The following is a 16,327-nucleotide window of genomic DNA, read 5'->3' on the forward strand; positions in this document are numbered from 1 at the left end:
AGTAGCCAGCGTCTACTGCCGCAAGTCCGGTAAATAGTGTGCGAGCTTAGCAGCAAGGATCCGCCGACGTTTGTACAAGGTCGGTCGTGACACCCCCAGTTGCCGCGCAATTTGTGACATGTTCAGCTCAGATTGCATGAGTAAACTGAGTAGCCTGCGGTCGGCCACGTCACAGATGAGTGCGATACGGGTGAATAAGTCACTGGTTTCGACGCTTCCAGCAGTCTGTGGATCAGGTAGGTAAGCAATCATGGCGTCTGTCAATGGTGTTTGATGGTTGCTTGAACGCGTATGATTACGCAGGTAGTCAAGTAACCGCCAGTAAAGTCTTTGATAAGCGTAACGACGCAATTTTTCAGCATCAAATTCATGTTTCGCAGTGACGTATTCCACGTAAACGGCGGCGTAAATAATGCGTCCTTCAGAAATAACATCTTCATAGTAAGTATCATGCACGCGAACATTTAGGCGTTTCATGACACCGAATAAGACGCGTTCATTGGCAGGGTGGGTAATAAAGTTAAAAGCGGCTTCGTAAAGCTCGTGATTTTCAATGCACATTTGTGACTTCCTCGTTTTGCTAGTGTCCCAAAGGCCTTTGGTCAGAAGTAGCATACGAAATGTCACGAAAACGAACCATCAAAGAAAGTTAGCCACATGCCAGATAAGCTTTGAACTGAAAAGACGTTCAGTGAAGTTTCCCAACGAATCTAAATGGTTTTATAAATGAATTTTTAAAGCACTAAAAAAGCGCCTTAGTGTAAGGGCTACCAACGTTTGTAAAGATGAAGTTTACAAGTGCCTAAAAAGTTTGTGCAAAAATGTTCTAGAAAACGGTGGACAAATATTCAGGCACCCTGATATACTGATGTCAGACAAATGAAAGGGGTTTCATAAAATGAAACTATCAGTAGAAGAATTAGCCAAATACATGGATCACACAATGCTTAAAGCAGAAGCAACTGAGGCAATGATCGACGAAACAATTGCTGAGGCACGTGACAACAACACCGCTTCCGTATGTATCAACCCATACTGGGTTAGCCGGGTCCACGCAGGCTTAGCCGGTACAGACATCGCAACTTGTACCGTTATCGGTTTCCCTCTGGGTGCCAACACAACTGCCGTTAAAGTATTTGAAACTAATGAAGCCATCGACAATGGTGCCGACGAAATCGACATGGTGATCAACATTGGTGAATTGAAGAGCAACCATGATGACATCGTGGAAGCAGACATCAAAGCCGTTGCCGACGCAACACACGCCAAAGGCAAATTATTGAAGGTCATCATCGAAAACGCTTTGTTGACGGATGACGAAAAACGTCGTGCATCAGAATTAACTGTTAAGGGTGGCGCTGACTTTGTTAAGACGTCAACTGGTTTCTCAACATCAGGTGCCAAGGTTGAAGATGTTAAGTTGATGCGCGCAACTGTTGGTCCTGACTTCAAGATCAAAGCTGCTGGTGGGATTCACACATTGGAAGACGCTTACGGCATGATCGAAGCAGGCGCTAACCGGTTAGGTGTTTCCGCATCAGTTGAAATTTTGAAAGAAGCAAAGGCACAAGCATAAGCGCATTTTGCTTACGAGCAAAATGTAAGCGCTTAATCTAAAACGGGCAGTTCACACGAAAGGAACATAAACATGGCTTACAAACGGATTTTTGCAATTGTATTGGATTCAGTTGGGATTGGTGAAGCACCAGATGCCGCTAACTTTGATGATGTTGGCGCAGACACATTAGGACACGTTGGGAGTTTCTACAAGGGGAACCTTGCGATTCCGAACTTGGCGAAGTTAGGCTTGAGCAACATTCGCCCAGATCGTCCCATCGAAGGGGTACCAGCCGCTGAACATGCACTGGGTGCCTTCGGAAAGATGCAGGAAGTTTCTGCTGGGAAAGACAGTATGGACGGTCACTGGGAAATGATGGGCTTACCTGTTCGTCACCCATTATCAACGTTCCCTAATGGCTTCCCTGAAGAACTGGTCCACAAGTTGGAAGAATTCTCTGGTCGTAAAGTCATCGTTAACAAACCATACTCAGGGACAGATGTCATTCATGATTATGGTGAACAACAAATGAAGACCGGTGATCTCATCGTGTACACCTCTGGTGACTCTGTGCTTCAGATTGCGGCACATGAAGATATCATTTCGGTTGATGAATTGTATAAAATCTGTGAATACGCTAGAACTTTGGTGAACGGCCCAGAATGGACCATTGGTCGGATCATTGCACGGCCATATGTCGGTCCTGACAAAGATCATTTCACCCGGACAGCAAACCGTCATGACTTCAGTTTGGAACCAACTGGTGAAACTGATATGGATCGTTTAAAGGCTGCTGGCTTGGATGTCATCGGAATCGGGAAGATCAACGATATCTTCTCTGGTCACGGGATTACCAAGGGTTACCATAACGAAAGTAACATGGACGGAATGGACCACGTGGACGAAGTAATGGCAAGTGATTTCCACGGCTTCTGTTTCACAAACTTAGTGGACTTTGATGCTATGTATGGTCACCGTCGGAACCCAGAAGGCTTCGGTCAAGCATTGATGGACTTTGACCAACGCCTACAAAAGGTTTTGGCTAACTTGAAGGATGACGATTTGTTGATGCTGACTGCTGACCATGGGAACGACCCTGGTTACAAAGGCACCGACCACACCCGTGAATTCGTGCCATTGTTGGCTTATTCGCCATCAATGAAGCATGCTGACCAATCATTAGGCATTCGCAACACGTTTGCTGACATGGGTGCAACGATCTTAGATAACTTTGATGTTGCTGGTAACGGTGAAGGCACAAGTTTCTTGAATGATGTAACCAACGCCTAATTTCAGATGAGGGTGGCAGAGACCACCGAGGAGGAAAACAATGAGTACACATATCGGCGCCGAAATGGGCGACTATGCAGACACAGTGTTATTACCAGGTGACCCACTGCGGGCCAAGTACATTGCTGAAAACTTCTTGACCAACGTTAAGCAAGTCAACAGTGTGCGGAACGCGTTTGGTTACACCGGTGAATACAAAGGTCACCGGATCTCAGTTCAAGGCTCAGGGATGGGGATTCCATCCATGTCCATTTACATCAATGAACTAGTTAAGTTCTTTGGTGTTAAGACCATCATCCGCGTTGGCTCTTGTGGCGGGATGGCACCAGATGTCCACCTTCGTGACGTGTTGTTGGCTTCTGGCTCAACGACTGATTCAGCTGTGACAGCGAACACCTTTGGTGCTGGTATTCACTATGCACCACTGGCAAACTTTGAACTGTTGGACGCAGCTTACCATGAAGCACAAAAGCTTGGGATTACACCTAAGGTTGGGGACATCTTTGCTGCTGACCGGTTCTACAATGACGAACTGGACATGAAGAAATTGGCTGACTATGGTGTGATCGGAACGGAAATGGAATCAGCAGGTTTATACCTACTTGGTGCCAAATTACACTTCCGGGCATTATCCATTCTGACAGTAAGTGACCTGATCTTTGGTGAAGAAAAGACCACGGCTGAAGAACGTGAAAAGACGTTTAACGACATGATCAACATCTCATTAGACACCGCAATTGCCGGTAAGTAAGTCGCTTAATGATACAGATTAACGAAGAGCAGGCGCTGGTTCTAAGTCCTTAGAGCTAACGGCTGCTCTTTCTTGTTAAAACACAAATTGCATAAGACAAATAAAATTTTCAAAAAGAGGTGGTAGCAAGATGGAGACAGAGGCAGGTAAATTAGAAAGTAGCCTTAAAGCCGCCAAATTGTATTACCAAAATAACTGGAGTCAGGGTGAAATCGCCACTGAAATGGGTATTTCGCGCGCAACGGTTTCACGGCTATTGCAACATGCACGTGACACAGGTCTGGTGAAGATTGAAATTGCCAATCCGCTGGCACCAGCTGGTGATTTAAAGAGCTTGTTGCAACAAAAATATGACATTGAACACATTTTGGTCGTGCCCACGCAGGACACTGCGCCACGTGATTTGCTCGACCGGGTTGGGGCTGCCGCAGCCACGTACATTGAAGGTATCGTTAAAAACGACGACATCATTGGTCTGGGCTGGGGTAAGACCCTGCATCATGTCGCCAATCATCTCGATCCTAAGGACGTGAGTGGGATTATCGTTGTTCAGATGAAGGGGAGCGTAGCCAACACTGAGAGTAACAACTACGCATTTGAAAGTGTCAACACCTTCGCTAATGCCTTTCACACGTTGCCGCAGTACTTACCGCTGCCTGTTATTTTTGACCACCAGCAGACCAAAGAGTTAGTGGAGCAGGATACACATATTCACCACATTATTGAACTGGGACGCCAGGCGAACATTGCGGTGTTTACGGTGGGAACGGTGCGCGATTCAGCGTTGTTATTTAAACTCGGCTACTTCACGGAAAAAGAACAGGATTATCTGCAACAACATGCGGTCGGGGATGTCTTCTCACGGTTCATTGATCAAGATGGGCACGTGGTGGATCCGGACATTGACCGCCGCACGATTGGGATTGCACTGCCTGATTTAAAGACCAAGGCCCATAGCATTTTGGTAGCTGCAAATCCGGCGAAAGTTCCTGCCGCGCATGGGGCATTAAAGGCACACTACGCAAACACACTCATTATCGATCAAGCCAGTGCCGTGGAATTATTGGCATTTGGTAATGACAAGCAAATGGAGGAAATGAACAATGCGAATGGTTGACGTAATTGACGTAAAACGAAACGGTGGGGAATTATCACCAGAACAGATTCAATTCTTTATTGACGGGGTGACTGATGGCTCGATTCCTGATTATCAAATCAGCGCCTTACTTATGGCCATTTACTTGCAAGGTATGACTGATGCAGAAACGACGACGTTGACGATGGACATGTTGCACTCTGGGGATCAACTGGACTTGAGTGACATCGATGGTGTTAAAGTCGACAAGCATTCGACTGGTGGGGTCGGTGATAAGACCAGTATTCCATTGGCACCCTTAGTGGCTTCAATGGGGATTCCTGTGCCGATGATCTCTGGTCGTGGCCTCGGTCATACCGGTGGGACACTGGATAAATTAGAAGCAATTCCGGGTTACACCGTTGAGATTAGTGAAGCTGCCTTCAAGCAGCAACTACGGGATGTTGGCTGTGCCATCGTGGGTGCAACGGGAAACATCGCGCCGGCTGACAAGAAGATCTATGCGCTACGTGACGTGACAGACACGGTGGATTCGATTCCGTTGATCGCCGGTTCAATTATGAGTAAGAAGATCGCCAGTGGGACTGATGCACTGGTGTTAGATGTGAAGACTGGTAGTGGTGCCTTTATGAAAACCGAAGCTGATGCAGTGGCGTTAGCGAAGGCATTGGTAACCATTGGTAAAGGCGTTGGTATGAACGCCATGGCCGTTATTTCTGACATGAACCAACCATTGGGGAATGCAATTGGTAACGCGTTGGAAATCAAAGAATCAATTGATGTTTTAAAGGGGAATGGTCCAGCTGATCTAGTTGACTTAGTCTTGACGATTGGGAGTCAAATGGTCGTCATGGCTGGTAAAGCACCGGACCTCGCTAGCGCACGGGCAGCCTTACAAAGTCATATTGACGACGGTTCAGCACTGGCGAAATTCCGCGCCATGATTGTTGCGCAAGGCGGGGATGGTGATGTGATCGATCATCCTGAAATGATGCCACAGGCAACGCACGAAATTGTTTTAAAGGCTGCTAAATCAGGTGTCATCACGAAGATGAAGGCTGATGAAATGGGGATTGCTGCCATGCTCCTTGGCGGTGGTCGGCAAAAGAAAGATGACCAACTCGATTACGCAGTTGGTTTATGGTTAAACAAGAAGGTCGGTGATACGGTGACCGCCGGTGAACCATTGATGACGGTGTACAGTGATCAAGCCGATATTAGTGAAGTTGAAGCACTCATTCAAAGCAACATTGAGATCGGTGCAGCCGGTGAGTCTGTTAAGTTAATTCACGAAATCATCACCGATTAATTGCGGTCAATTGTTCCTTGTGGTCGTGTCAAAATCTTGCTAAGATACTCTAGAAAATAACTGTCCGACAGTGAGCGGACCTTTTTGGAGGTGAGAGCATGGCGCAGGAAAGCGTAGGGAGAATTGAATACTGCCGGACCTTTGCTGACGCTGTGTCGCTTCAGTCATTTTCAGTAACGGGACAAATAACGTGTCACTAACAGACGCTTCTGTTGGTGGCACTTTTTTTGACTGACACGACACAGGGGAGGAACAGGAATGGAAGAACAACAGCACAACATGAGTTTTTGGGACCAAACGGCGACGTGGATTGGCGCCAATGCGAACAACGGCACTTGGTACATCGGTGGTGTCCTCGCTGCTTTAGGATTAGGTGGTGCCATGAAGGTGTTAGCCATCACGGGACCGCTGGCATATGTCTTATTGGCGCTAGTGGGCTACATGGGCTGGCAGACGCGGAAAAGTACGATGACACTGACCCAGGTGTCCTTCGGCAAATGGGGCAGCTTTGGGCCATCGTTAGTCAACGTGGTTCAGTTTATGGGCTGGGCTGCGGTAAACACGTTTATTGCCGCTGGCTCGATCGGGTATTTGTTGCATGATTTACTGGGTTGGCCAGTGTTTGGTCAGCGCGGTGGCCTAAAAGGGATTATCTTTGGCATCTTGATGATGTCAGTGCTGCATCTAATCAGCATTTCGCTTGGGCAACGGTCTGTTCGTGTTATTGAACGGGTCGGCATCGTGCTCGTGATTGTCCTCGTTTTATGGGAAACATGGGCAGTCTTTCAAACGGTTTCTTTGCATCAGCTGAATCAGTGGAAAGTACCTGTGAAATTTCAGTTGCCCACGGGGAACGCCATTGATACACTAGCGGCCTTTAACTTGGCGTGGGTGACGGCCGGTGCTGACTTTACTAAGTTTGCGAAGACGAAACAGGCCGGAACAGTGGCACCATTTGTTGGCGGAACCATCGGACTGTTTTGGTTTGCGATGGTCGGTGTGATTGCGACCATTGGGGCAGCGGTGACGTTAAATGCCTTTGACCCTAACGCATCAGATCCAAGTACAGTCGCTTCACGGCTGGGGCTAGGCGTCTTAGCAATGGTCGTGATCGTCTTAACCAGTACGACAGCCAATGCCGTGAACTTGATGGCGGCTGGGTCAGCCTTAACCAACGTGTTCAAACGATTGAAGCTGACGCCGGCACTGTGGTTGGTAACGGTGGTGGCCACACTGATGACCTTGATTCCGTTGTGGTCTAGTAGCTTCTTGAGTGTCTTCACGTTGTTCTTGGATTACGTGGGGATGATTCTAGGACCAGAAATTGCGATTATTTTAGTCGATTATTATATCCTGCATGATCGGCACTATTCGTTAGCTGACTTTACCAACGCACCCAAAATCAATTGGTTAGCATATGCTGCCTGGTTCGTTGGCATCGTTAGTTACTTCGTCTTACGTCAATTACCGTTTGTGACCAGCAGTTTAGGGGCCACCGGTTTATCGATGTTACTGACAGCAGGGTTACATTTGACTGCTAGTCGAGCCTTTGCAACACGTCACCGCCATGTGCGTGTGACTGATAAATAGTGACGCTTCATTATAAAAGAATCGTGCCGGGTCAACTCGTGAATACTCACGGGATGGCCCGGCATTTTTGTCGGTATAAATAAATTTATGAACATTTATAACTAAAAGGGGTAAGGCAAAATAATTATGACAATAGCACATTTTTCTAGTCGTCGTTTAATGGACTGTACGATTGATCTTCGCAAGCAGGAGGTGCTTGCGGATGCACTGGCTAACTGGGTCTATCATGATGAGTACGTCATGAAATTGGATACAACTTTATTAATATATCCAGTGACCAAAGGTGATCAAAAGGTAACTTTGATTTTGGATCGGCACCTGGGGCCATTTTTAAGTCATCAAGCCACGAGCACCCTGATCAAAGCAGTTATTGAACGGCATTGGTTGACCTTTCAGCACATGCGGATTGCCCATCAATTTGCTGGCCAGCATCATTATGTACCATACGTGTTCGGCCAATATGGTTTTGTGCCAACGGCGGGGCCGACAGGGTATCAGGCAGGGTGGCTTGGTTTCTATCACATTACGAGCCTGCAATCCTTTGAATCAGATGCGCTATTGGTTTTTGATAACCATCTAAAGTTACTTTTACCGATGTCCCATTATTTCCTGCACAGTCGTTTAGTCGAGGCCGCGACGATTGGTGAATTGCAAAAGGAGTATCAAGCCTCACTCATTGAATATGGCGGTTTTAATAAACAGCGACCGAAGCTGGAAAATAAATTGGCCCATACACTGCATTGCTGGCCGGAAGTGCAGTTGAAGAATCCCCGAGAGCTGTACAGTTTTGGTATGGAGGCGATGATGACCGCCGCTATCGAAACGTATTTGATGGAAGGTTATGGCGATCAATTAGGTTTAGAGGTGGAAACGTTAGCAGCCGACATTCGCGCCTTTATCGCAGCGCGTGGTGCAGATATCATGCCGAAGAATCGACATTTTCCCACTGCCAAAAAGCCAGCGGATAAATAGCTGTGATTGCGCTGCCACCAGCGGTATGATAGGGATAATAAAGAAAAGTGAGGCTTTTTAAATGACAGTGACCAGTCCCATTACTAAACAAGAACAACAGGTATTTCACGATTATCAAATTCCTGTTCATGAACCATTGTCCGCATTTGAAACACTCAAAAACGTTCCGACCATGACTGGAACGTTTGAAGGTGCGGATGTTGATGTAAACGACTTATTAGAGGATTATGTCGCAGCACAGCTCGACTTCAATCGTTTGGTCGACATCATTAATCAAGCTTGGTGGGGACAGTTGCAAACGTGGCACAAGATTACCGGTGACCGGTTAGCAGCGAACACGAAGGCACACCTAGATGCATTCATGCCATTTGAGCAGGAACGCACACATTTAGCAAAGGATGCGGAACAAGGATTTCCACAGCAACTATTGAAGACGCCACGGGAACAATGGTCAGCACAGGACCATTTTGGCTATGACTACATTATGTTTCAGGTCGATTTGAAGTGGGAATTTTTCAACATTCTAGAAATTATGGCCACTTTGAACAAAGACGTTGATATTGAGCCAGTGGCGACTGAAATCCAGTCTAAGTTGGCGCCTAAACACGGTCCCCAGGAACATGAAATTAATACAAACGACATGCAGGCAGAGGCACCAACTGTTTCTGACACACCCGAAGCCTCTCAAGCTGCACCAGTTGAATCACAAGCCACAAGTGCAGACAATAGCAGTGCCTTTCCAGGGCAAAATCCGGGTGCACCGAAGGAGGACTAGCCATGAGTTATGCTTTACCATTATCAAAATTAGATAAGCAGCTGCTTCACACACGCAATCTACGCGCCGAAACGCCATTACAAGATGTGACAGGTTTAGCCGGATTACACTTAGATGGCTTATTGAACGGCGTAACCTTTGACGCGACACCGTTATTAAACGACGCGTTTGTCTGCTTGCTGGAAGTTAACTTACTGACCAGCGACTACGCAGCTGTGAGTGAAGAAAAAACGCCTGATATGACAACATTTGCGACACATAGCCAACAATTGCATGATCGGCTGGCAAAAGTCATGAGTCGTTTTGAAACACAAGTGAGTGATTTTCAGCTACTTCATGACCAGGTGCGGGCAAATTTCTACGCGGCTGAACCTGATGATTTGGCAGCTAAAGTCATTGATGGGCGTGCGACTGATGTTGAATTAGCCTTTCACACGGTTTTGGGGATGAGCGCAGATGCACAGTGGCTGTTAGAAACTGGTTTGCAGATCCTGCGGCGGTTTAACCCAGCGTTACCTGCGCAGAGTCTACAGTCCTTGAGTGCTGAGATTATGTCGTTAGTTGAGGACTAAGAGCTGTGTCCGCCAACACCACGCCATTAGCGAGTTCGTTTCACTCGCCGTCGGGAAGATGTAGCGTCTTAACGCTCAGGCTTCGCGCAATTCTTGCACAGCCAACGCTCTTGGCGCGACATCTTCCGGCTATCGCTAATGACTTGGCGTTGGCGGAGTGCGTTGGCCTTGGGACAACGACACAAGGCCAGTTATCGGCTAAAGAAACGGCTTGCACCATCGCTAACCGTTGTCCGATGATAATCGGAAATAAAAATAGTCCATCGTTGAAGCAGGCTACGAAATGCAGTCTGGTTCAGCGATGGACTATTTTTTTTGCTTTGGTGGACACAGACTACTTGGCAGTCTCAAGTAATTCACGTTGTAGTAACTGTTGAAGTTCTTGTGTCCGCACTGCACGTGGCAAGAAGACACGAATTTCGTCTTGCGAGAACCCTGACTGTAGCAACTTGGCATCACGGTCAAATAATAATGGATAGTGAATGAGATGTGGATCATTCGCCATGGCCGTCAGCATCTGTTGCAAGCTCATGTTGTCCGGGTCGTGAGTAGCCTTGAACTTACGATAGGCGGTGGACTGGAATGCTAACAGGTCGTCTAAACCATTTTCTGAAGCGGCCAAAAACTGCTTCAACTGATCAACGGACAATGTGTTCTTGTTAGTACGAACTTTGATTTCGATGAAAGGTACGTTATTTTCGGTCAGCCAACTAACGGACTGACGTGAAGGTAGGTTGGATGGAATTGTGTATACTTCAATCATGATTGTCATCTCCGATTGTGTACAATTAATTTCTTACATGCACACATTATAGCGAAAGAAATTCAAAATGCGTACTATTTGTTCCGGTTCGTAAGCTAACAAAATTAAGTACCACTTTCCCAATTAGGAAGTGTACTTGAAGCGCAAGTTTAGTCACGTTTACAAACGGTAAATTAACTGTAAAAACTTTTTTTATCCACAGCCCAGGTGCTGTTTCTGTAAGCGCTTTTTGATATGATAATTAAGGAACCTAAATTAGTAAGCAGACGGGACAGAAAAATGGCAAAGCGGATTACAATCAAGGACGTTGCAAAAGCAGCGGATTTATCAATCACAACAGTTTCCCAAATCCTAAACGGTAAAGGGGACCGCTTTCCTGTAGCAACAAAAGAAAAGGTGCTGCAATTGCGTGATCAGCTGGGTTACGTACCGAACTTCAATGCGCGTAATTTAATCAGTCACTCGATGAAAACGGTCGGCGTGTTGATTCCCAACCTGGTGAATCCTTTTTTTAGTATGTTCCTGCGTGGTATTCAAGATGCGATGTATGAGCATGAATGTGTGCCAATTATTTTGTCAGCTGATCGTAACGAGGATTTAGAACGCTATTATCTACGAACGTTGGTTGAACGTGGCGTCGATGGCGTGATCATTGCGAGTTCAGCGATTGGTAAACAAGAACTGGACGGTCTATTGAACAGAAATGACATTCCTTACCTATTGTTTGATCAAAATGACCCGATCAATGAAGGGGATCGGATCATTGTCGATGATGAACGTGGTGGTGAAATGGCGACTAATCATCTATTAGATGCAGGCCATACTAAGATTGCCGTGATTTTGCCGACTCAGCCGTCACAGAATGTTCGGCTCCGGTTGGCTGGGTATCGGAGTGCCTTAGCACAGCGTAAATTAACCTTTGATGACGCCATGATTTTTCCTACCGAATTGTCCAAACAAGGTGGGGTCGACGTTGTTAACAATGTGATAGATTCACATGCAACCGCTGTCTTTTGTACCAATGATGAGCTAGCAATTGGGCTAATTAGGGGTCTAACGAATCGAGGAATTCGGGTGCCAGAGGATGTTTCTGTGGTCGGTTATGATGACATTGATCTGGATGAATATGTGACACCACGGCTAACGACTGTCCACCAACCGGTTTATGAAATGGGCTTGTGGGCCAGTCAGATGATTATGAAGCGTCTACGCGAACCAAACCTTGCCCCACAGTTAAAAGTGGTCGATGTTGAGCTGATGAAAAGAAATTCCGTGAAAGTCTTGTAAGCCTTTGCAGAGTGTGATAATCTTTTCACATTGCTTGTGCTGATAAAACGTTTTACTAGATATGAGCGACGCCATTGCCGAGTTAGGTGATGGCGACAATCTTTTTAAGTAAAACGTTTTACTAACCAAAAAACGTAAGGGAGAAACGACATGAAAAAGACCACAGTTATTAACTCAGACTTATCACGCGTCATTGCAAATATGGGGCACATGGACTGGTTATCCATTGGGGATGCCGGTATGCCTGTACCAGCTGATATTGAAAAGATCGATTTGGCAGTTACGAAGCAATTGCCAAGCTTCATTGATGTCTTAACTAACATCTTGAGTGAGATGGAAGTTCAACACATCTATTTAGCCGAAGAAATCAAAACGGTTAATCCAGAACAATTAACCGCCATTAAAAAGTTGTTGCCTGACACGCCAATTACCTTTGTGCCACACAGTCAGTTAAAGCAAGACTTGAAGCAAACTCATGCCTTTGTTCGGACAGGGGAAATGACCGCTTACTCCAACATTATTTTAGAAAGTGGCGTGACGTTCTAGTCGCCAGAAAGGATCAATATCATGCAAGAAACAGCAGCTAAGAAACAGCCGGTTCAGCAATTATCAGATGGGTATCTCTCCCGCACACCAATTTTTACATTCCTATTAGTGTCATTGATTTTCCCATTGTGGGGTGCCGCAGCAAGTTTGAACGATATTTTAATCACCCAGTTTAAGACGGTGTTCCAGTTGAGTGATTTAGCTACCGCCTTTGTTCAAAGTGCCTTTTACGGTGGCTACTTCTTGATTGCCATTCCCGCTTCACTGGTTATCAAGAAGAGTTCTTATAAATTTGCAATTATGACTGGGTTACTGGCCTACATCGTGGGTTGTAGTATGTTCTTCCCAGCTTCTCGAATGGCGACTTACAGTATGTTCTTGGTTGCCATCTTCGCCATTGCGATTGGTTTGAGCTTCTTGGAAACAGCGTGTGACACTTACTCATCTATGCTTGGACCTAAGAAGAAAGCTAACGCACGGTTGAACTTCTCACAAACATTGGTCCCACTTGGTGACATGTTGGGAATCGTGTTAGGGAAGTACCTGATCTTCGGACAGGGTGGTAACTTATCCGAAAAGATGTCTCACATGGCACCTGCTGCACGGCAAGCCTACGGTGAAAAGATGTTGCAGTTAACGTTGCAACCATATAAGTACATCTTGGGTGTTTTGTTGGTTATCTTCATCGTTATTGCATTTACCAAGATGCCATTAGCAAAGGCGCAAACGGCCGTGGCTGAAGACGGTCAGGCAACTACTGAAAAGGTGGGCTTAGGCGAAACATTGAAGTACTTGGCAACGAATAAACGTTACCAACGTGGTGTTATGGCCCAATTCTTCTACGTGGGGATGCAAACGACGGTCTGGTCATTTACCATTCGGTTGGCGTTGAACTTGAATCACAGTATTAGTGATGCAGATGCCTCAACCTTCATGATTTTCAGTTACGCAATGTGGTTCTTTGGTAAAGTGGTCGCTAACTGGTTGATGAACCGTTTCTCCATCACCCGTGTGCTGACGATTTACTCATTACTAGGAACGATTTCACTGTTAGCAACGTTCTTGATTCCAAACATGACAGCTGTTTATACAGCTATTCTAGCTAGCTTTTTCTTCGGACCAGAATGGCCAACGATTTACGCACATACGTTAGACACGGTTACGGAAAAGAAGTACACCGAAACAGCCGGGGCCGTACTGGTTATGGCCATCATTGGTGGTGCTGTAATGCCATTGTTGCAAGGTGCCGTATCAGACTTTACGACCATGCAATTCTCATTCATCGTGCCACTGATCTGCTTCATCATCGTGACGACTTACTTCTACTTTGAACATCGTTACGAAGTTGCCCACCCAGAGTCGGTGGCAGAACACTAGTCGGCGCATAAAAGTTATCATTTAACACTTGTTTTATGGTAAATTAGTTGTGAATCGATTATGCGTAAAACGCTTAATTATGTAAATTTAAAGGGGACAATTATGGCTAACAAAGTTGTTGTTTTAGGTAGTTTAAACGTTGACTCAATTTTACGGATCCCACGTTTACCTTTACCTGGTGAAACGATGGAAATGAACGACAAGAGTTCTGCTCCTGGTGGGAAGGGTGCAAACCAAGCTGTGGCTGCTGCCCGTGCTGGTGCGCAAACTGCCTTCATTGGTAAAGTTGGTGCCGATGATGGTGCTTCTGTGTTACGTGAAGCGCTTGAATCTGATGGCATTAGCACTGAATTTGTCACAACTGATGAACAGCGTGGATCAGGTCAGGCTTACATCTTGTTACAAGAAAGTGGTCAGAATTCCATCTTGGTTTACGCCGGTTCTAACCAATCCTTGAGTAAGGAAGACGTTGATGCTGCCAAAGACATCATCAAAGACGCCGACTTCTTGATCTCTCAATTTGAAACACCAATTGAAACAACCACGTATGCCTTTGAATACGCCCAATCTGTTGGCGTAACGACTATCTTGAATCCAGCACCGGCTGTACCAACAATGCCTGCTGACTTGTTGAAAGTGACTGATTTAATCTGTCCTAACGAAACTGAAGCAGCAACGATTACTGGGATTGAAGTGACAGATGCCGCTTCAATGCTATTGAACGCTGCGAAGTTTGCCCAAATGGGTTGTAAGGAATTGATCATCACCGTTGGCTCACGTGGTGCCTTCTATGCAAATCAAGATGGCAGTGGCTTCGTTGATGCCTTCAAGGTGAAGGCTGTGGATACGACAGCAGCCGGCGACACCTTCTTAGGTGCCTTGAGCTCACAGTTGAAGACAGACTTCAGCAACATGCGTGACGCCATTGTCTTCGCCAACCATGCCTCATCATTGACCGTTCAACGGTTAGGGGCACAACCTTCAATTCCAATGTTGGAAGAGATTAAGGCTGAATATAATAAGTAAATGTAGTTAAATTGCGTATGTAAAAGTCGTTCTCATTTTATGGGAACGACTTTTTTATTCTCATAATTTTCGTTAAATACTTTTGGTAAGTATCATGAAGGAACCGTAGTACAATCCCAAAGTCGCCGGGAAAAACAGATTTAAAAGACTAAATACATACGTTGCTGAGCATTGAGAAGATGGTCTTGTGACACTGCTAGAGCCACTGCGTCGATTGCGAGGCGCTTAGCAATCGTGGAGGAAGTACTTGGTAGTTCGTAATACGCAGTTTTCAGTAGCTATTATTATTTTGCGAACTAAACGATAGCAAAAAGATATTGTTTATATGTAGTAGGCTATAGCTTAGGAAAGTAAATTAAGGGGTAGTCTATTATGAAAGCTTTAGTCGTGTATGCAACCATTACTGGTAATAACGAAGAAATTGCTAACATTATTGTCGATGCACTAAGGGCAAAAAATGTTGAAGTCGTTAAAAGTGAAATGTCTCAAACTGATGTCAGCGAATTTGAAGATGTAGATATTTGTGTAGTTTGTGCGTATACATATGATGAAGGTGCCTTACCAGAAGAGGGGCTTGATTTCTATGAAGAACTTCAAACGTCTGATTTAAAAGGAAAAACGTTTGGTGTTGCCGGATCAGGTGATGTGTTTTATGGTGATGATTTTAATAAAGCGGTTGATGAATTTGAAGCAGCTTTTAAAAAGACGGGTGCAACGCAGGGCTCTAGTAGTGTGAAAATTGACCTAGAACCTTATGAAGAAGATATTGAAACATTACAGGGATTCGTTAGTGAATTAATTAAAACAACCAGTAGTAAGACAGTTTAATCTAATCTAAAAAGGAGTTCGACATCGGAAGATGTTGAACTCCTTTTTAAATTGGTAATGTGATAGTTTGCAAGTTTTGAACAGGCTCTATAACTGATGTGCCTGCTAACTCTAGCCATTTTGAAATGATGTAGCCGTGCGTCACAACGACAACCTGTTTATGGCGGTAGTCTGTTTCTAACATCCTTTTAAAAGATGTAATTCTCTGCAAAACTTGATTTTCGGATTCACGCTCTGGGTTGCATGATTCATCTACCACCATGTCGTTTAAATGAGAGTCCCAATAGCGTGGATGTTTTTGTTTTAGTTCATCAATTGATGTGCCATTCCAGATGCCATAATCAACCTCAACCAAGCGAGGATCGGGTTTTATTAAAACATCGTAATTTTGAAACAATATCTTTGCTGTAGAGGTTGCTCGCTTGAGCGGGCTGGAAAAGCAAACATCCATTTTGTGTTGTGACAGGAACTGTTGTTGCTTGCGTGCCAGGGCAATACCATCTGGTGTTAAGTCCGTGAGCTGCGTATCCAGTCGTCCCTGCAGGATTCGTTGCTCATTCGCATAGGTAGTTGCGTGGCGCATTAAA

17 protein-coding genes are annotated in these 16,327 nt (G+C 45.5%); 14 read left to right on the plus strand and 3 right to left on the minus strand.

Annotated features, from left to right (window positions below; all coding sequences use genetic code 11):
• Window positions 1-12: 12 nt before the first annotated feature.
• Window positions 13-561, minus strand: a complete 549-nt coding sequence (locus tag IV55_RS04935) for a sigma-70 family RNA polymerase sigma factor (protein ID WP_057809938.1) — start codon at window positions 559-561, stop codon at window positions 13-15.
• Between the two features lie 337 nt (window positions 562-898).
• Between IV55_RS04935 and deoC the strand changes: the two genes are divergently transcribed.
• The 9 genes from deoC (at window position 899) to IV55_RS04980 (ending at window position 9,913) form a co-directional block, all read left to right on the plus strand.
• Window positions 899-1,576: a deoxyribose-phosphate aldolase gene (gene deoC, locus IV55_RS04940; protein WP_057809940.1), complete on the plus strand. Its 678-nt coding sequence runs from the start codon at window positions 899-901 to the stop codon at window positions 1,574-1,576.
• 72 nt (window positions 1,577-1,648) lie between these two features.
• On the plus strand, window positions 1,649-2,848 hold the full coding sequence (locus tag IV55_RS04945; RefSeq protein ID WP_057809942.1) for a phosphopentomutase: 1,200 nt from the start codon (window positions 1,649-1,651) through the stop codon (window positions 2,846-2,848).
• Between the two features lie 40 nt (window positions 2,849-2,888).
• The gene (deoD, locus tag IV55_RS04950) at window positions 2,889-3,599 is read left to right on the plus strand and encodes a purine-nucleoside phosphorylase (RefSeq protein ID WP_057809944.1); all 711 of its coding nucleotides are present in this window, start codon (window positions 2,889-2,891) and stop codon (window positions 3,597-3,599) included.
• Window positions 3,600-3,729: 130 nt separating this feature from the next.
• Window positions 3,730-4,716, plus strand: a complete 987-nt coding sequence (locus tag IV55_RS04955) for a sugar-binding transcriptional regulator (protein WP_057809946.1) — start codon at window positions 3,730-3,732, stop codon at window positions 4,714-4,716.
• Window positions 4,703-6,004 carry a pyrimidine-nucleoside phosphorylase gene (locus IV55_RS04960; protein ID WP_057809948.1) on the plus strand — a complete coding sequence of 434 codons (1,302 nt, stop codon included), beginning with the start codon at window positions 4,703-4,705 and terminating at the stop codon, window positions 6,002-6,004. Before IV55_RS04955 ends, IV55_RS04960 begins: the two co-directional genes overlap by 14 nt.
• A gap of 258 nt (window positions 6,005-6,262) precedes the next feature.
• Window positions 6,263-7,594, plus strand: coding sequence for a cytosine permease (locus IV55_RS04965; RefSeq protein ID WP_057809950.1), 1,332 nt, complete (start codon window positions 6,263-6,265; stop codon window positions 7,592-7,594).
• A 126-nt stretch (window positions 7,595-7,720) separates the two neighbouring features.
• Window positions 7,721-8,566 (plus strand): competence protein ComK, encoded by an 846-nt coding sequence (locus IV55_RS04970; protein WP_057809952.1) that lies wholly within the window; start codon window positions 7,721-7,723, stop codon window positions 8,564-8,566.
• Window positions 8,567-8,627: 61 nt separating this feature from the next.
• Complete coding sequence (locus IV55_RS04975) at window positions 8,628-9,341, plus strand: hypothetical protein (RefSeq protein ID WP_057809954.1); 714 nt, start codon at window positions 8,628-8,630, stop codon at window positions 9,339-9,341.
• A gap of 2 nt (window positions 9,342-9,343) precedes the next feature.
• Window positions 9,344-9,913, plus strand: coding sequence for a hypothetical protein (locus tag IV55_RS04980; RefSeq protein ID WP_057809956.1), 570 nt, complete (start codon window positions 9,344-9,346; stop codon window positions 9,911-9,913).
• Window positions 9,914-10,247: 334 nt separating this feature from the next.
• On the opposite strand, the gene IV55_RS04985 is transcribed toward IV55_RS04980, so the two are convergent.
• Window positions 10,248-10,676, minus strand: a complete 429-nt coding sequence (locus IV55_RS04985; protein ID WP_057809958.1) for a Spx/MgsR family RNA polymerase-binding regulatory protein — start codon at window positions 10,674-10,676, stop codon at window positions 10,248-10,250.
• Window positions 10,677-10,955: 279 nt separating this feature from the next.
• Between IV55_RS04985 and rbsR the strand changes: the two genes are divergently transcribed.
• From rbsR to IV55_RS05010, 5 genes are all read left to right on the plus strand, one after another.
• The gene (gene rbsR / locus IV55_RS04990; protein WP_057809959.1) at window positions 10,956-11,963 is read left to right on the plus strand and encodes a ribose utilization transcriptional repressor RbsR; all 1,008 of its coding nucleotides are present in this window, start codon (window positions 10,956-10,958) and stop codon (window positions 11,961-11,963) included.
• A gap of 150 nt (window positions 11,964-12,113) precedes the next feature.
• Window positions 12,114-12,509, plus strand: coding sequence for a D-ribose pyranase (gene rbsD / locus IV55_RS04995; RefSeq protein WP_057809960.1), 396 nt, complete (start codon window positions 12,114-12,116; stop codon window positions 12,507-12,509).
• Window positions 12,510-12,530: 21 nt separating this feature from the next.
• Entirely contained in the window at window positions 12,531-13,886 is a 1,356-nt protein-coding gene (gene fucP, locus IV55_RS05000) for an L-fucose:H+ symporter permease (RefSeq protein WP_057809961.1), read from the plus strand.
• 102 nt (window positions 13,887-13,988) lie between these two features.
• Window positions 13,989-14,912: a ribokinase gene (rbsK, locus tag IV55_RS05005; protein ID WP_057809962.1), complete on the plus strand. Its 924-nt coding sequence runs from the start codon at window positions 13,989-13,991 to the stop codon at window positions 14,910-14,912.
• 369 nt (window positions 14,913-15,281) lie between these two features.
• A complete protein-coding gene (locus IV55_RS05010; protein ID WP_186808462.1) occupies window positions 15,282-15,740 on the plus strand; it encodes a flavodoxin in 459 nt (152 codons plus the stop codon).
• Window positions 15,741-15,786: 46 nt separating this feature from the next.
• On the opposite strand, the gene IV55_RS05015 is transcribed toward IV55_RS05010, so the two are convergent.
• The gene (locus IV55_RS05015) at window positions 15,787-16,323 is read right to left on the minus strand and encodes a histidine phosphatase family protein (RefSeq protein WP_057809967.1); all 537 of its coding nucleotides are present in this window, start codon (window positions 16,321-16,323) and stop codon (window positions 15,787-15,789) included.
• Between the last annotated feature and the right edge of the window lie 4 nt (window positions 16,324-16,327).

It is taken from the genome of Furfurilactobacillus siliginis (genome assembly GCF_001437435.1).
Taxonomy (GTDB): Bacteria; Bacillota; Bacilli; order Lactobacillales; family Lactobacillaceae; genus Furfurilactobacillus; species Furfurilactobacillus siliginis.

Excerpts from the sequence above, each read along its gene's own strand:
- IV55_RS04935 (WP_057809938.1), bottom strand. The coding sequence starts at position 561 with ATGTGCATTGAAAATCACGAGCTTTACGAAGCCGCTTTTAACTTTATT.
- deoC (WP_057809940.1), top strand. The coding sequence starts at position 899 with ATGAAACTATCAGTAGAAGAATTAGCCAAATACATGGATCACACAATG.
- IV55_RS04945 (WP_057809942.1), top strand. The coding sequence starts at position 1,649 with ATGGCTTACAAACGGATTTTTGCAATTGTATTGGATTCAGTTGGGATT.
- deoD (WP_057809944.1), top strand. The coding sequence starts at position 2,889 with ATGAGTACACATATCGGCGCCGAAATGGGCGACTATGCAGACACAGTG.
- IV55_RS04955 (WP_057809946.1), top strand. The coding sequence starts at position 3,730 with ATGGAGACAGAGGCAGGTAAATTAGAAAGTAGCCTTAAAGCCGCCAAA.
- IV55_RS04960 (WP_057809948.1), top strand. The coding sequence starts at position 4,703 with ATGCGAATGGTTGACGTAATTGACGTAAAACGAAACGGTGGGGAATTA.
- IV55_RS04965 (WP_057809950.1), top strand. The coding sequence starts at position 6,263 with ATGGAAGAACAACAGCACAACATGAGTTTTTGGGACCAAACGGCGACG.
- IV55_RS04970 (WP_057809952.1), top strand. The coding sequence starts at position 7,721 with ATGACAATAGCACATTTTTCTAGTCGTCGTTTAATGGACTGTACGATT.
- IV55_RS04975 (WP_057809954.1), top strand. The coding sequence starts at position 8,628 with ATGACAGTGACCAGTCCCATTACTAAACAAGAACAACAGGTATTTCAC.
- IV55_RS04980 (WP_057809956.1), top strand. The coding sequence starts at position 9,344 with ATGAGTTATGCTTTACCATTATCAAAATTAGATAAGCAGCTGCTTCAC.
- IV55_RS04985 (WP_057809958.1), bottom strand. The coding sequence starts at position 10,676 with ATGATTGAAGTATACACAATTCCATCCAACCTACCTTCACGTCAGTCC.
- rbsR (WP_057809959.1), top strand. The coding sequence starts at position 10,956 with ATGGCAAAGCGGATTACAATCAAGGACGTTGCAAAAGCAGCGGATTTA.
- rbsD (WP_057809960.1), top strand. The coding sequence starts at position 12,114 with ATGAAAAAGACCACAGTTATTAACTCAGACTTATCACGCGTCATTGCA.
- fucP (WP_057809961.1), top strand. The coding sequence starts at position 12,531 with ATGCAAGAAACAGCAGCTAAGAAACAGCCGGTTCAGCAATTATCAGAT.
- rbsK (WP_057809962.1), top strand. The coding sequence starts at position 13,989 with ATGGCTAACAAAGTTGTTGTTTTAGGTAGTTTAAACGTTGACTCAATT.
- IV55_RS05015 (WP_057809967.1), bottom strand. The coding sequence starts at position 16,323 with ATGCGCCACGCAACTACCTATGCGAATGAGCAACGAATCCTGCAGGGA.